Genomic DNA, 15,811 nt, shown 5'->3' on the forward strand with positions numbered 1-15,811 from the left:
AGGCCCGGCAAGATGGTTTCTCGCCGGACCTATTTGAATTAGAGTGCTTTAAAACCAAGTAATTTTTGTGTCCAATAGCGTTCAGACAAGCGGCTGATCCCGAGTGACGGTGTGTTGGCATGAATGAACTGATCGTTGTTCAACATGATGCCAATGTGGGTCGGACCGGCTGCATACGTATTTTCGAAGAAAATAATGTCGCCGCGGACCGGTTGACGTAATTTCGATAACTTTTGACCGAGGTAACCGTCATTGTTCCAATAGCCGTTGACATTGGTCCGGGCCACTTTGTAGCCGGCCGTATTCAGCGCATAGTTGATGAAACCGGAGCAATCGAAACCACCGTTGACGGGACTGCTTGAACCCCAAACGTACGGTGTGCCGAGATATTGTTGTCCAATCGCAATCGCTTTTTCCATAATACCTGACGCTGGAATCGTCGTCGTTGGCGGCGTGACCGGTGGTGTCACCGGAGCCGTGACAGAGCCTGTCGTAATGTAGCTTTTCGCAACATAGTAATAAGCCGTCCCGATTTTAATTTGATACCAACCAGCAGATGTCCCCGTTGTTTCACCGGAGACTTGGACAGAAGATCCGTGAGCGAGCTGGGTAAAGATCGTGGCTGTCGTTGCAGGAGCCGTCCGGACATTTAAGCCGGTCGGTGCATTGACTTTATAGGATTTCGATTGGTCGACCGGTGTGACAGAGATACCTGGTACAGGCGGTGTTTCTTTTGCAGTCGCCGAGACGTAATTTGATGCGACGTAGACATTTTTCCCATCAAGCTGGACTTGATACCACGAATCGACTGCACCCGTAACTTTCAAGACGGTTTTGTGCGGTAATGTCTTGTAGATTTTAGCTGTCGTCGAAGCGGACAGGCGGGCGTTTAAGCCTTCTTTCGCATTGACTTCGTATTGTTTTGACGAGTCAACCGCTTTGACGGCTGTCGAAACCGGGGGTGTGACCGGTTTCGTGACGGGTGGTTTTGAACCGGTCGTCACTGTCGACGTTTTAGCTGTGACGAGTGTCGTATGGACGAATGCCGGCTTGTTGTTGTAGTTGATTTCGTACCATTCACCGGTTTTCTTTTTAACGGAAAGACTGACGTTCTTCGCCAGTTTACCAAGCGATTTCGAAGTAGTCGTTGCTTTCTCACGCACATTGACGGACGAGGTGTTCGTTATGTAGGTCGTAGTTGTCGGAGCTTTTGCAGGAACCGTTTTGACGTAAGCGGCGGTGATGAAGGCTTTTTTCGACTGATGGCGAATTTCGTACCATGATCCGGTTTTTTTGACTGCTGTGACGGTCGTTCCTTTTTTGAGGGTCGTAATCACAGGAGCGGAAGTAGTGGCAGCAGTCCGGATATTGACGTTGTCTGTCAAGATGAGTGTCGTTGATGCGGCTTCGACGCCTGTCGCTGAGCTGATCAGCGCAAGGGTCGTCAAAGTGAGAAATGTCTTTTTCACGTAGTGTAGCTCCCTTCCAAAATAACGAATCCAGTTCGATCAGGAATCGAATCATTGTTACCATTTTGTCATAAGAAGGATGGAATTCACCTGATTTAAAAATATATTTTTTGAGAAAGATTTTCAGTTCGTTTTCAAAAAAAAGAGAAGTTTTGCAAACGAGAATAATTTTCAATTATCCTGTACACTAAAGGTAATTTGAAAGGAGGACTTGCATGTTAAAACGGTTTTATCACTATTACATACCGCATAAACGATTGTTTTGGCTCGATTTTTCATCTGCCTTGTTCGTTGGACTGCTCGAGCTGGCATTCCCACTCGCTGTCAAATGGTTCATCGACACGCTGTTGCCGGACGGCGAGCTCAACTGGATCATTCTTGTCAGTATCGGGTTACTGGGCTTGTATGTCATCAGTACGTTGATGCAGTTCGTCGTCAACTACTTTGGACATAAACTCGGAATCAATATCGAGACCGATATGCGGCGTCAGTTATTTGGACATGTCCAAAAGCAATCATTCCGTTTTTTTGACAACACGAAAACGGGGCACATTATGAGCCGGATCACGAATGACTTGTTTGATATCGGTGAACTGGCCCACCATGGTCCGGAAGATGCCTTCATCGCGGTCATGACGTTACTCGGTGCCTTCTCCATCATGATGACGATCAACGTTCCACTCGCACTCGTCACGATCATTGCCGTACCTTTTTTGATCTGGCTGATCAGTTATGCCAACGTTCGGATGAACCGGTCGTGGGACCGGATGTACGGCAACATCGCGGAAGTCAATTCCCGGGTCGAGGACAGCGTGTCCGGCATTCGCGTCGTGCAGTCGTTTACGAACGAAGCCCATGAAGTTGCACGGTTTGAGAAAGACAACGTGACGTTCCGCCAGTCGAAGATCAATGCGTATAAAGTCATGAGTACAAGTCTGTCCGGGATTTATTTGACGACCCGGTTGATGACGCTGGCCGTCCTCGTCGTCGGTGCCTATCTCAGTTACAACGAAAAACTCACGTACGGTGAACTGGTCGGCTTCATTTTGTATATGAACATTCTCTTAAAACCAATCGACAAGATTACGGCGTTACTTGAGTTGTATCCAAAAGGAATGGCCGGGTTCAAACGTTTCCTCGAGATGATTGACCATGACGAGGAATTAAAGGACGCACCGGATGCGATTGCAGTCTCGACCTTGCGTGGTGCGATTCGCTTTGATGATGTCAGTTTTGGTTATGAAGCGGATCGTCTGATTCTAAATAACATCCATTTATCGGTCGAACCGGGACAGACGATTGCCTTCGTCGGAACGTCCGGTGCCGGTAAAACAACGATTTGTTCCTTGATTCCGCGATTTTATGATGTCACGGATGGCGCAATTACGATCGACGGGATCGATATTCGCCAGATGACAAAAGCGTCGCTCCGGCAACAAATCGGGATCGTCCAACAAGAGGTCTTCCTGTTTTCTGGAACGATTGCGGAAAATATCGCGTATGGGGATTTGACGGCAAGTCGAGCCGAAATCATTGAAGCCGCGGAACGGGCACATCTCGGACAGATGATTGCTGACTTACCAGACGGATACGATACACAAATCGGGGAACGCGGTCTGAAGTTATCCGGTGGACAAAAACAACGTCTTGCAATCGCCCGGATGTTCCTCAAGAATCCACCTTTGTTGATCTTAGACGAAGCGACATCGGCGCTCGATACGGAAACAGAAGCAATCATTCAGGAATCGCTTGCTGAACTGTCTAAAAACCGGACGACGCTGATCATTGCCCACCGTCTGGCAACGATTCGTCAGGCGGACCGGATTCTAGTCGTCACGAAAGACGGAATCGTCGAAGATGGGACACATGAAGAACTTGTCGAAAACGGTGGTTACTTCTCGCGTTTACTTGAAAAACAACGTGTCTGACATCAGCCGGGAGTCGCCTCATCTGCCAAGATGAAGCAGGCTTCCGGTTTTTTGATTAGGCTGGTCAGTCGTCCGAGAAAAGCGGAATGATTTTACAGGAAGCGGGAACATATAAGGGAAGGGAGGACGGGAACATGTACGGGTTATTTTGTGAAAATTACAATGAGAGTTATTCGACGTTACATGGAGAATCCTCACATGACTTCCATCGTTTTTTTGCCCTTTCGTATACGATTCATGACAGGGTCTTTCACAAAGGCGCGTATGATCAGATGATGCAGATCGTCAAACGGAAGACGACCCGATTTTCTGCCTTACGGAGTCGCTATACCCCGTTGTTGATTTCACACATTGAGCTCAATAGTAGAGAACCGGATCGGTTGCTCGAGAAAGTGATTGAAGCGGAACGACATATCAAACGGCGTTTCATTAAAGAAAAGGCCGTCCGCCCTTTTTTTGCCCTCAGTGAAGTCCTGAACCGTGAGCAAGGCATCGATGCATTTGCCCTCGTCGAACAACTCAAGCAGACCCATCCCGTCCTCAATCTGGCGAAACAATATGTCGTGATGTCGACGTTGATGGAGACTAAAGCCTTACCGGAGTCGTTCCTTGAAACGGTCGAACAAGCAGAGAGATGGCTCGAACGATGGATGGCACCGTCGAGCGAACGGTTGATGACTGCTCAGATTTTAGGTGCTTTACCGGAACTAGATGCACGAAAAAAGCGAATCCGAATTTGGTGTGAGATGCTCGAAGAACGGGAAGTTCGGATTTGGGATCGCCTGTTTCCGTTACTGGCGTTACTCGAAACGACGGAACGGGTCGATATGATTTATGTGACGCGGATCGTCGACCGGGAGCGGTCCCGCAACCGTTTTTCCGATGAGGTCAACTGGCTGATCGCCTTCCATCTGTTGCTCGCTAAATCGGGCAAAAGCCGACTTCAGTCAGCCTTGTTGATTTTAGCGACACTGGAACTGACGAAAAAACCTTAAGGCAATCTGTTCCTTACTCGAAAAGACAAACAATCCTCTGGCGGACTCAGCCAGAGGATTGTTTGGTTTAGTTGAATGTCGTGAACGTCGCATGTTGTTCGACCGGATACAATTCTTTTCCTGCCACATCATTTAAAATCAATTGATTTCTTGAGACCGACATGCCGAGATTGTCGGCGGCTGGACCATGTGACAACTCAAGATTCGTCGTTGCATACAGATGATGATCGGTTTTGAGTGTCCGACCAATCCGGTAGTTGGCATCGACTTTCCATGCCTGTTCGCCCTCGAACTCGATATCGAGTCGCTGGGTGAAGCGGGGAAGCGACGGGACGAACCCGGTTGCCGCGACGACTGCACCGGTTTTTGAAGTCCGCTTATCGTTTAGTTCCGTATGGCGCATCGTAATCGTAAAGTCGTTTTCGTGCGTGATCTGATTGACCTCTAAGTTCGCCCGGATCTGGACACGTTGGACTTCATCACTCGGTAAGTCATACAGATGTTCATAGATTGCTTGTAGCGTCTCCGGACTGATCCCGTTTTGCGATCGAGCGAATTTCGCGACGGCTTCTTGTCTGGTCGCGAGCGGCAGGCTATTGAAATACTGGACATAGCTCGGGGAAAAGATTTCTTCGCCAAGTTTTCCGGTCTCGAGTGTCTCGAAGATTGTCGACCGGGAAATCCATTCCAGTTCAAATGTTTCCGGACGGTCACTCGTCAACAGGTCGAGGAAGATTTCGGCGGCACTTTGGCCAGAACCGACGATGCTGACTTTAGTTTGTTTCAGTAAATGTTCTTTTTCCATGACGTATTGGGTGTTATGAATGACTCCTTCGTCAAAACTAGACGGAATCGATGGTTTTGCACCTGTTCCAAGCACGACGTTACGTGTTTCGTACGTCGTCCGTTTCCCGGTCGTGACTTCTTCGACGAGCACTTCATAACTGTCACCCGTATCTTGTATGTCGATCACACGTGTCGAAAAGTGTAAGTCTTCTAGTTGGGTCGAGACCCATTTTAAATAAGCATTGTACTCTTGGCGTGAAATAAGTAATTTTTCATAAAAATAAAACGTATGCAAGCGATTGATGGATCGCAAATAGTTTAAATACGTAAAAGGACTCGTTGGATCAGCGAGCGTGACGAGGTCAGAAATAAAACTTGTCTGCATCATCGAATCCTTGATCATCATTCCCGGATGCCAGGAAAATTGTTCGCTTTCATCAAAAAATAACGTCCGCAGAGGTGTCGGATGAGCAAGGGCACTTAAGCCTAGATTCATCGGTCCGATCCCTACGCCAATCAAATCATACATAAAAAAGCCTCCCAATCAATATTGTTATAAAACAATACCCGATATAGGAGGGGGTTGAAACGTATCTTGTTAATTGTTTACAGTTGATCTGTCGTTGTCGTTTGCGTCGACACTGTCATTTGTTTGCCGTCACGGATGATGGTCAAGGTGACGTTACCGTCAGATTTGATGAGTGCCGTCTTGATATCAACAAAACTTTTAATCGTCTCATCATTGATTTTTGTGATGACATCACCTGTTTTCAACTTAGCAGAGGCTGCCGGACTATTTGGTTCAATCGACATGACGACGACACCTGTTTTTTGGGACTCGGGGAGTTTAACTTGTTCGAGCAGGTAGCCGGCCGGGAAAGCCGAAACGTCCTGCAGGGAGACACCAAGTGTCGGATGTTTGACTTCACCATCTGTTTCGAGCTGTTTGAGGATCGGTAGGGCATCATCAATTGGGATACTGAAACCAACCCCTTCGACGCCGCTCTCGGCAATCTTCATCGAGTTGATCCCGACGAGTTGGCCTTGTTCATTGATCAAGGCACCACCGGAGTTCCCCGGATTGATGGCGGCGTCGGTCTGGATGACCGTCGTATTGAAGTCATCTTGTCCATCTTTGTTTGTATCGACAGGGACGGTCCGGTCATTGGAACTGACGATGCCGCGTGTGACGGAGTTTTGGAACTCACCGAGCGGATTGCCGATCGCGAGGACGGTTTGTCCGGCTTTTAAGTCAGCCGATTTTCCGAGTGTGATGATGGAAGGGACATCTTTAGCATCCACCTCAAGGACGGCAAGGTCATACGTCTCGTCACTGCCAAGTAGTTTTGCCGTGAGTGTTTTTCCGTTATTCAAAGTCACTTCCAGTTTGTTTGCCCCATCGACGACATGATGGTTCGTGATGATATACGCTTGATCGTCTGATTTTTTATAGATGACACCAGAGCCGGAACCACTGGCGGCTTCCTCCTCGTTCATCGAATTCCCAGTCTGATAATTCGTGACCGTCACGACAGATTTTTGCGCCGTCGCGACGGCGTTCGTCACGGGATCACTGGTCGTCGTCGAGACTTGTTTTGGCATGCCGTTTGAGAGTGGCGTATCCGCGACCTGTTGTTCTTGATCCATTAAAATCGGAAAGGCAACCGTTGCGGTAAGTACGGCACCGATGATACCTCCAGTTAGTCCGGGTAAAAGTTGTCTTGTTTTTCCTGCCATCGAAATCCATCCCTTCAAGTGTTGTTTTTATCTATACGTAATGTATCAGATTTAATTCAAGGAAATGGAATTGCGGTCGTTTTTCCGAAATGCCTCATCATTCCCCACAATTCGTCGACAATCTCAAACAGTTGAGGGAAGTCAGGGAGTTCGGTACACTGAGTGTGTTTCGTACTTAAGTAACACACTTAGTCACAAAGGGAGATGTTCAGATGAAGTATGTACTGCGCGTGCTGTATGGTGGCGGCTTGCTGTTTGCCGGGATCGGTCATTTTCGAAACGAAAAGGGATTTGTTAAGATTATGCCCGCTTTCATCCCGTTCAAACGTTTTTTCGTCCAACTGACCGGAATCATCGAAGTATTGTATGGTCTGATGTTGCTGTCGGGTCGTGGTGTTGATATCGTTCGTAAGACGTTACCTGCTTTTTTATATGCCGTCTTACCGGCAAATATCAACATGGCGGTCAACCCGAAACCCATCAATGGGAAAAACTTGCCTGCTTGGGGACTCTGGGCCCGTCTGCCACTCCAATGGGTTTTGATTGCTTTTGCAAAACGGCTGAAGTAAGTCCAGACTTCTAAAAAAATCCGAACGATTCCTGCGTTAGAAAGCCCAGGATCGTTCGGATTTTTGTGTGATGCTATTTTCTTAGAAACGTTTTTCGACAGCAAGGATTGCTGCGTTGGCGATGTCTTCATACGTCGCGTCGTTCGGGTGGAACTGGTCGCTTGAAAGATCACGTTTGACGTCACGCACGAGATTAAACGTATCGATGACTTCGATATCGTGTTTAATTCCGAGTGTCCGTGATTTAGCATTCCATTCTTGAACGATGCTATCAAAGGCAGCACCATTTTCGTTCGCGCGGAACGGGTTGTAGAGTCCGACATAGAAAATGACGGCATCCGGATTTTCTTTTCGTAAGATGCTGAACGTTTTCGCCAGATTGTCTTGAGCCTTTTCAATCGTTGCTGCGGTTTTTTTTGCATCAAAGTTTGCGACACCTTCACCACGGTTGAACAAATCGTTTCCGCCAATCGTCACCGAGATGACTTTTGCTTGGGACAACGTACGGCGGACTTCTTTTTGTTCCAGTTGTTTTAAGAGATCTTCCGTCCGGGCACCGCTGACGGCAAGATTTTGAAAACGTTCGACACGGTCGTTTTTGACGAGCTTCCGTCCGACGATCGCAGCATAGCTGTTTCCGTTTGAGGCACCGACACCACGTGTCAGGGAGTCACCAAGCGCGACATATGTCCCGCCTTTTTTGACCGGTTCTTCCTTTGTTGGAGTCAAGACAGCCCGTTTCGGGGGATTGACGACATCGTTATAGGCACTGGCGAAACCGTACCCGAAGACTGCCGTTAGAATAAGAGAAACTACTAAAAAAAGTGGCCAAACATATCGTTTCATGAACCGTTCCTCCTTTTGCTGTTACTATGATTGTAGCAAAACTTTTCGAAATGTGCGGTTTTGAAGTGTTCCGATAAGGTAAATCATTCATTATTCCGCTAGAATAGATACTAAGAGGTGAGAGACGTGAAACCAACTGTAAAATTAGAATCAGTCACAAAAGTGATTGGAAAGAAAACAATCATCGACAATATTTCGTTCGAAATCTTCCCGGGTGAAGTGTTCGGATTCCTCGGACCCAATGGTGCGGGGAAGACGACGACGATCCGGATGCTTGTTGGTCTGATCAAACCGACATCAGGCAAGATTACGGTCTGCGACTTTGATGTGCGCAAACAATTTGTCCAAGCGATGCAACGCATCGGCTCGATCGTTGAAAACCCGGAGCTGTATAAATATTTGACAGGACGCGAAAATCTGCAGGTCTTCTCACGGATGTTGCCGGACGTCGACGAGGCACGGATTCAGGAAGTCATTGATTTAGTCGACTTGACGGCACGGGTCGATGATCAGGTCCGGACGTATTCTCTTGGGATGCGTCAACGTCTCGGCATTGCACAAGCGATGCTTGGTCGCCCGGATGTGTTGATTCTTGACGAACCGACAAATGGACTTGATCCGATGGGAATCCGGGATTTACGTCAATTCATTCGAAAACTAGTCGACGAGACCGGTTTATCCGTCTTGGTGTCGAGCCATATCTTAGCTGAAATCGAGATGCTCGCGGATCGTGTCGCGATCATGAGTTATGGGAAAATCGTTCAAGTCGGGACGGTCAAGGAATTGGTCGAGTCTTTGGCGCCGGGAGTCGATTGGCGTGTCGATGATGCGTTCAAGGCAAACGAGATTTTGTCGGCGTCTCCTGACGTTCAAGTCTCGGAAATCGTCGATGCCAATACCGTCCATACCTTAATGGATGCCAGTAAGACACCATCCTTGAACAAACAACTGTTTGAAGCGGGTGTCGAAGTCTGGACGATCGAACGAAAAGTCCAGACGCTTGAAGATCTCTTCATCACATTGACAGGAGGAGATCATATTGCGTAACCCGAACATGATTGGATTGGTTCAAAACGAAGTGATGAAGATTGCTTCAAAAAAACGGTTTGCCGTCGTTGCCATTATTTTAGTGGTCCTCGTCTCGATGTTTACGTATGCCCAGTACCGGGACATTCAAGAACAGATCAAGAAACAGGGCACACTCGACTGGCGGGTCGAATTGCAACAAGATATCGTCGATACGCAAAACCGCTTAGCTTCAAGCAGTATCCAAGATGAGTTTCGACAATTTCTCGAGTTTGACTTAAAACAGAACCAATACTATCTCGATAATGATATCAATCCGAACTATCCGGGAGCACCGACCTTCATCCGGATTTTCTTCTCCCAAGGATTGACGTTGATTCTGCCGCTCTTCATCATCGTCATCATGGCGGATATCGTCAGCGGGGAACAAAATGATGGGACGATCAAAACCTTGCTGTCGCGTCCCGTCCGGCGTTGGAAGATTTTGATGGCGAAATGGCTGACGACGCTGTTGTATACGTCGATGCTGATGGCCTTGACTGCCGCCGTCTGTTATGCGATTTCCGGTATCGTCCTAGGATATGACGGCTGGACGGCACCGATTTTGACCGGATTCCAAGCCTCGCCAAGCGGAACGTTTTCGACCGAATTCGTGCATACGATTCCGATGTGGGAATACTTGTTGATGGCGGTGGGACTGGCCTGGATCGTCACGGCAGTCGTTGCGACGATTGCCTTGATGGTTTCCGTACTCGTCAAAAACACAGCAACGGGTATCGGAATCATGATGGCAGTCTTGATTTCAGGAACTCTGTTGACGACACTTGGTTCAAGTTGGACGAGTTCGAAGTACCTCGTCAACGTCAACTTCGGTTTAATCAACTACCTCGATGGACAAGCGCCACCGATCGAAGGGATGACGTTACCGTTTTCTCTCGCCGTCTTACTTTGTTGGACGGTTGGGGCGTTGATTGTCGCCTTCTGGAACTTCACACAAAAAGATATGTACTGACACACGACAAAAAAGCCCCTTCTCCGGTATGGAAAAGGGGCTTTTTGGCATATGGCGGGCATACGCCTGGAATCAAGAAGGGAATCCTTCTCAAAGAAGCCGATGCAGGTCAGCTTCTGCGCTACGTAACAATCGTACTTTTATCATAGCGATTCCAGTAATTGGTGTCAAACCTGCTGGAAAGGGTTTACGAACTCAGAGAATTGTCAAAAGGTATCTAAAGACAACAGAGGAGGTGCCAAAAATGGCGGATTGGGGAATTATGCTGACAGGTTTAGTCATTTGTGGATGGTGTGTGTTTAGTGCGGTATACGACGACTTCATTCGCCGCGTGTAATAGAACTCATCGAACCGTCTTCTTTACAGGAGACGGTTTTTTGTCGTGTCTGATCTGGAGGCAGATATGATACACTGACTACAAACACGTAGAAGCTAGGAATGGTGATCTCATGAGTAAACAACCCGTCATTGTCATCGTTGGACCGACCGCCGTCGGAAAAACCAAGACAGGCATTGAATTAGCAAAAAAATTAAACGGCGAAATCATTTCGGGTGACTCCGTTCAAGTCTACAAACAGATGGACATCGGGTCAGCGAAGGTGACGCACGAAGAAATGGAAGGAATTCCGCATCATTTACTAGATCTCGTCAATCCGGACGACGAGATGAGTGTCGCGCGTTTTCAGACGTTGGCCCGAGCGGTGATCAATCAGATTGCGGAAAAAGGTAAGTTACCGATCATCGTCGGTGGCACGGGGCTCTATATCCGGGCGATTTTGTATGATTATCAATTTACTGTCCAGGCAGAAGATAAAGCGTTACGGCAGGAATTAGAACAGTTTGCGCAAATCAAAGGAGCGCAGGCGCTCCATGATCGCTTGCGGCAGCTTGATGCAGAGCGGGCGGAAGCGATCCATCCGAACAATATCCAACGGGTCGTCCGGGCGATTGAAGTCGCCATGAGCGGGCAAACGCAAGTCTCCGGCAGTGAACCGAGTCTTTATGAGAGCTTGTTGTTTGTCTTACATATGGATGACCGGGAGCAGTTGTATGCGCGGATCGATCAACGGGTCGACTTGATGGTCGAACAAGGACTGGTCAAAGAAGTCAATCAGTTGGTTGCTTCGGGTTACGGTGAGACAAAAGCGATGCAGGCCATCGGCTATAAGGAAATCATGCCTGTTTTAGAAGGAGTGCCACTCGAACCGGCTGTCGATTTGCTTAAACGAAATACACGACGGTTCGCAAAACGGCAATTAACCTGGTTCCGTCATCAATTCGACGGCATTTGGATTGAAATGGGAAGGCTTTCATTTGAAGAAAACTTCAAAATTATCTATGATAGAACAGTAGGGTTTCTGAAAGCGGTTAAATCGGAGTAGCCTGAAGAGAAAAACAGATGAAATAGAGGGGGCACGGGGTCTTATGAAAGCGACGTATAACATTCAAGACTATTTTTTAAATCAGTTACGAAAAGATTCGGTTCCGACGACAGTGTTTTTAATCAGTGGGTATCAGTTACGGGGATTGATCAAATCGTTTGATAACTTCACGGTCATTTTAGAATCGGAAGGCAAACAGCAATTGATCTACAAACATGCCATCTCGACGTTCGCACCGGCACGTAATGTGACGTTGTATGAACAAGAGACGGAAACGGAAGAAGTCACACGTTAAAAAAGACGGCCGGGGGGCCGTCTACTCGTAGGACAATGCCTCGGCGTTGTCCTTTTTTGGTTAGAGTAAATCTTTTAATTCGTCAAACGCGTCGGCATACCGTCTCAGTGAGACTTCTTTATACAGGCAGGTCTTCGTCAACCGTTCATCCTTCGTCAACTCCTCGAGATAGGTCCCGAGAATAAAGCTATTGCGTAACATCGACGGGGTGATAATCCGTTTGTTGTCCGAGCGTTCATTTAACTGACGCATCATTTTCGTGATCATGACGATCGACAATTGTTTCGGGGCGTTTTTACTGTAGACCCAGCGAAAAGTCATTCGTGAGAAATCAAACGCGACGAAAAACGGATCGGTCGAATGATAGCGGGGACGAACCGGTTCCGGAATCGTTTTTAGATACTGTAACATCAGATCCTGATCGTCACGTTCGAGGTGTAGCAGGTAAGCATTGCCGAGCCGGTCGTGGACCGTCATCTCGCGTTGTGCGAAATTCAAATCCTGCATCTTCAGACCGATGATGTGATGAACCCGAAGGCCGTAACGGTAGAAGAGCCGTAAAATCAACTCGTTGCGGTCGATCAAATAGGGACGGGCGACGAGTTGATGATCGGTCAATCCCCGGTCGGACCGGTTCGTCCGGATCAGTTGTTCGTATTCAGCCAGCGAGGCGACGTGACCCGGTGTCAATTCATGGGACGGTTGGGCGTACTCGATTAGCTTTGCCTTCGTTTGACGGATTTGATAGTTGACTTGGTTGAGGACACTGACAATCCGGGCGACGGTCGCTTGCTGGTACAGTTTTTCTTCGATCAAGTACTCATTGATGAACGTTTTCCATGTCTCAAGCGGAATCGCCTTGAAGTCGTCGATCGTCTCGAGCGGTTGATCGACCTCGGTCATGTACCGGTGGATATCAATCAAATCGTAGCGGTAACGACGGATCGTCGAGTCTTGTCTGCCGCTCGCGCTGAGGAAAAATAAATACCGTTCAATGAATTCCGGTAAGGTGTAGTCGAGTCGTTCTCGTGCCATAACGGACCTCCTGTAGGATGACTTTCTTTCATCATAAACCGAACGGATGTTTCCTGTCCAAAAAAGTTCAGAGGACAGAGTGCATGTGGTATGATTAGGGACGCAGAATGTCTTTATTTTGAAAGGAATGATTTTATGTCAGAACGCGTCATCGTCGTCGGTTGTCAGCTCCCCGGTGTACCAGATCATATCTATGCAGAATCGGTCGCGGAGCTTGAAGCACTCGTTACGACTGCGCACGCCGTCGTGGTAGGGCGACTCGATCAGAAACGCCAATCGATCGATCGCCGTACGTTTATCGGAAAAGGGAAGGTCGAGGAACTCGTTGCGTTAGCAGAGGAACTCGAACCGGATTTAATTATTTTTAATGCTGAAGTGACACCGGGACAGATGAAAAACATCCGGATTGCCCTCGAAGATCCGGAATCCATCAAACTGATTGACCGGACGCAGCTGATTTTAGATATCTTTGCTGGTCGCGCCCAGTCACGGGAAGGGAAACTGCAAGTCGAGCTCGCTCAAATGAGTTACTTGTTACCCCGTCTGAGTGGACAAGGGACCCAGTTATCACGACTCGGTGGCGGAATCGGGACACGTGGTCCCGGTGAATCAAAACTTGAGACCGACCGCCGGCACATTCGTCGTCGTGTTGATGAAATCAAGAAACAGCTCGAAACATCCGTCGCCCACCGCGCCCGGTACCGGGAACGCCGGAAGGAAAACCAGACGTTCCAAATCGCACTCGTCGGGTATACGAATGCCGGGAAATCGACGATTTTTAATCGATTGACGCATGCCGATACGTACGAAAAAAATGAATTGTTCGCGACGCTTGATCCGTTGACACGTCAGTTTGATTTGCCGGAAGGCGGTCAGATTCTTCTGACGGATACCGTCGGATTCATTCAAGACTTGCCAACGAAACTGATTGCCGCGTTCCGCTCGACGCTTGAAGAAGTCCTCGAAGCGGACTTGATCATCCATGTCATCGATGCATCAAGCGAGCATTATCTCAATCAGATGCAGACGACAAACGATGTCCTGGATGAGCTCGGTGCCGGTGACATTCCGCAACTCGAGGTCTTTAATAAAAAAGACCAGTTGACGGACTTGTTCACAGGTGGGAAATTATTGATTTCAGCACTGGATCCGGCGGATATCGAACGCTTGACGGTCGAAATCGAAAAAGCGATCAGTGAGATTCTCGAATACCTCGAGATCCGGATTCCGGTCGAAGCATTTGTCCATTACAATCCGGCAAAAGAAGTGATGATGAATTTAAAAGAAGAGTATGAAGAGGACGGGTCCGTGATCTTAAAAGGATTTTTACGTAAAGACACACGACTGTACTCGACATTGAAAAAATACGAGGTGTAATCTAATCATGTTTTCGGAGTTAACGCATTATGAAACGATCCGTCCGTTTGTCGAACGGGCGGAAGAAAAAATCGCACCAGGAATCAAACAGGCGCAACAAGTCGCGGAACAGAATCAGTTCCGCGTCTTAAACGCGTTTCGTCAGCATAAAGTCAGTGATTTCCACTTCATGCCGTCGACCGGTTATGGCTACAACGATGAAGGACGCGACAATCTCGAACGGATCTATGCATCGGTCTTTGGGGCGGAAGCCGGACTGTGCCGGGCACAAATCATCAGCGGCACTCATGCCATCGGGATCGCGTTATTTGGTCTCTTGTTGCCGGGCGACGAACTGTTGTACATCACCGGTAAGCCATACGATACGTTGGAAGAAATCGTCGGGATCCGCGGTGACGGCCGCGGCTCGTTAAAAGAACTCGGTGTCACGTATGACGTCGTCGAGATGAAACAGGCGGAGACGATTGATCTTGAGGCCGTGCTCGCCCGGATCACGGACAAGACGAAGGTCGTCGGCATCCAGCGTTCAAAAGGGTATGCGACACGCCGGAGCTTGCCGGTCGCAGAAATCGGTCAAGCGATTGAAGCCATCAAGGCGCAACATCCGCACGTCATCGTCTTCGTCGACAACTGTTACGGCGAATTCGTTGAAACGATCGAACCGACCCATGTCGGAGCGGATTTGATGGCCGGCTCACTGATCAAGAATCCGGGTGGCGGACTCGCGAAGACAGGCGGTTATCTCGTCGGACGCCGGGATTTGATTGAACGGGCGTCGTTCCGAATGACGACACCGGGAATCGGTGCGGAGGCCGGTCCGTCGCTTTATTCGCTGCAGGACATGTATCAAGGGTTCTTCATGGCCCCGCATACGGTCAGTCAGGCACTGATGGGGGCGATGTTCACCTCGAGCATGATGGAACAGTTCGGATTCGATACAGAACCGCACTATGCAGCAGAACGGACGGATTTGATCCAGGCGGTCTCTTTCCATGCACCGGAGCCGATGATTGCCTTTTGTCAGGCGATTCAAGCGGCGTCCCCCGTCAATGCCCAAGCCTTGCCGATTCCGGATTATATGCCGGGATATGCAGATGATGTCATCATGGCAGCCGGAACGTTCATTCAAGGTTCATCAATTGAGTTATCGGCAGACGGTCCGATCCGGGCGCCGTATACAGCGTATGTCCAAGGTGGATTGACCTACAGCCACGTCAAGATTGCCATCGTCTCTGCCGTCAATCAACTGATGGAACAACAATTGATTCAACCGCAACAGGTTTAAAAAATTAGCTTGATGTGAAAAGACCTCTGTTACCCCAAGTCGTCTGACTTGTAAGAAAGTCATGTTAAC

Annotated in this window: 14 protein-coding genes; 9 read left to right on the top strand and 5 right to left on the bottom strand. The window is 48.5% G+C overall.

Going from position 1 to position 15,811, the window contains the following annotated elements:
- Positions 1-38 precede the first annotated feature (38 nt).
- Positions 39-1,469 carry a C40 family peptidase gene (locus tag BLD48_RS01845; RefSeq protein ID WP_071498718.1) on the bottom strand — a complete coding sequence of 477 codons (1,431 nt, stop codon included), beginning with the start codon at positions 1,467-1,469 and terminating at the stop codon, positions 39-41.
- Between the two features lie 215 nt (positions 1,470-1,684).
- Between BLD48_RS01845 and BLD48_RS01850 the strand changes: the two genes are divergently transcribed.
- A complete protein-coding gene (locus BLD48_RS01850; RefSeq protein ID WP_071498719.1) occupies positions 1,685-3,397 on the top strand; it encodes an ABC transporter ATP-binding protein in 1,713 nt (570 codons plus the stop codon).
- A 134-nt stretch (positions 3,398-3,531) separates the two neighbouring features.
- Positions 3,532-4,392 (top strand): DUF4003 family protein, encoded by an 861-nt coding sequence (locus BLD48_RS01855; RefSeq protein WP_071498720.1) that lies wholly within the window; start codon positions 3,532-3,534, stop codon positions 4,390-4,392.
- A gap of 67 nt (positions 4,393-4,459) precedes the next feature.
- Here BLD48_RS01855 and BLD48_RS01860 read toward each other — a convergent pair whose 3' ends face one another.
- Positions 4,460-5,707, bottom strand: coding sequence for a lysine N(6)-hydroxylase/L-ornithine N(5)-oxygenase family protein (locus tag BLD48_RS01860; protein WP_071498721.1), 1,248 nt, complete (start codon positions 5,705-5,707; stop codon positions 4,460-4,462).
- A 77-nt stretch (positions 5,708-5,784) separates the two neighbouring features.
- Complete coding sequence (locus BLD48_RS01865; protein WP_071498722.1) at positions 5,785-6,915, bottom strand: S1C family serine protease; 1,131 nt, start codon at positions 6,913-6,915, stop codon at positions 5,785-5,787.
- A 212-nt stretch (positions 6,916-7,127) separates the two neighbouring features.
- On the opposite strand from BLD48_RS01865, the gene BLD48_RS01870 reads away from it, so the two are divergent.
- Positions 7,128-7,484 carry a DoxX family protein gene (locus BLD48_RS01870; RefSeq protein WP_071498723.1) on the top strand — a complete coding sequence of 119 codons (357 nt, stop codon included), beginning with the start codon at positions 7,128-7,130 and terminating at the stop codon, positions 7,482-7,484.
- Between the two features lie 81 nt (positions 7,485-7,565).
- On the opposite strand, the gene BLD48_RS01875 is transcribed toward BLD48_RS01870, so the two are convergent.
- Positions 7,566-8,330, bottom strand: coding sequence for an SGNH/GDSL hydrolase family protein (locus BLD48_RS01875; RefSeq protein WP_071498724.1), 765 nt, complete (start codon positions 8,328-8,330; stop codon positions 7,566-7,568).
- A 126-nt stretch (positions 8,331-8,456) separates the two neighbouring features.
- Between BLD48_RS01875 and BLD48_RS01880 the strand changes: the two genes are divergently transcribed.
- From BLD48_RS01880 to hfq, 4 genes are all read left to right on the top strand, one after another.
- Positions 8,457-9,377 carry an ABC transporter ATP-binding protein gene (locus BLD48_RS01880; protein WP_071498725.1) on the top strand — a complete coding sequence of 307 codons (921 nt, stop codon included), beginning with the start codon at positions 8,457-8,459 and terminating at the stop codon, positions 9,375-9,377.
- On the top strand, positions 9,370-10,368 hold the full coding sequence (locus BLD48_RS01885; protein WP_014970054.1) for an ABC transporter permease: 999 nt from the start codon (positions 9,370-9,372) through the stop codon (positions 10,366-10,368). The genes BLD48_RS01880 and BLD48_RS01885 overlap by 8 nt, the downstream gene beginning before the upstream one ends.
- Positions 10,369-10,817: 449 nt before the next feature.
- The gene (miaA, locus tag BLD48_RS01890; protein WP_071498726.1) at positions 10,818-11,750 is read left to right on the top strand and encodes a tRNA (adenosine(37)-N6)-dimethylallyltransferase MiaA; all 933 of its coding nucleotides are present in this window, start codon (positions 10,818-10,820) and stop codon (positions 11,748-11,750) included.
- 43 nt (positions 11,751-11,793) lie between these two features.
- On the top strand, positions 11,794-12,045 hold the full coding sequence (gene hfq / locus BLD48_RS01895) for an RNA chaperone Hfq (RefSeq protein ID WP_012369981.1): 252 nt from the start codon (positions 11,794-11,796) through the stop codon (positions 12,043-12,045).
- A 60-nt stretch (positions 12,046-12,105) separates the two neighbouring features.
- Here hfq and BLD48_RS01900 read toward each other — a convergent pair whose 3' ends face one another.
- Positions 12,106-13,080, bottom strand: a complete 975-nt coding sequence (locus tag BLD48_RS01900) for a tyrosine-type recombinase/integrase (RefSeq protein WP_071498727.1) — start codon at positions 13,078-13,080, stop codon at positions 12,106-12,108.
- Between the two features lie 135 nt (positions 13,081-13,215).
- Between BLD48_RS01900 and hflX the strand changes: the two genes are divergently transcribed.
- Entirely contained in the window at positions 13,216-14,457 is a 1,242-nt protein-coding gene (hflX, locus tag BLD48_RS01905) for a GTPase HflX (protein ID WP_071498728.1), read from the top strand.
- Positions 14,458-14,464: 7 nt separating this feature from the next.
- Entirely contained in the window at positions 14,465-15,742 is a 1,278-nt protein-coding gene (locus BLD48_RS01910) for a methionine gamma-lyase family protein (RefSeq protein WP_071498729.1), read from the top strand.
- Positions 15,743-15,811 lie beyond the last annotated feature (69 nt).

The sequence above is a fragment of the Exiguobacterium sp. KRL4 genome, assembly GCF_001870785.1.
Taxonomy (GTDB): domain Bacteria; phylum Bacillota; class Bacilli; order Exiguobacteriales; family Exiguobacteriaceae; genus Exiguobacterium_A.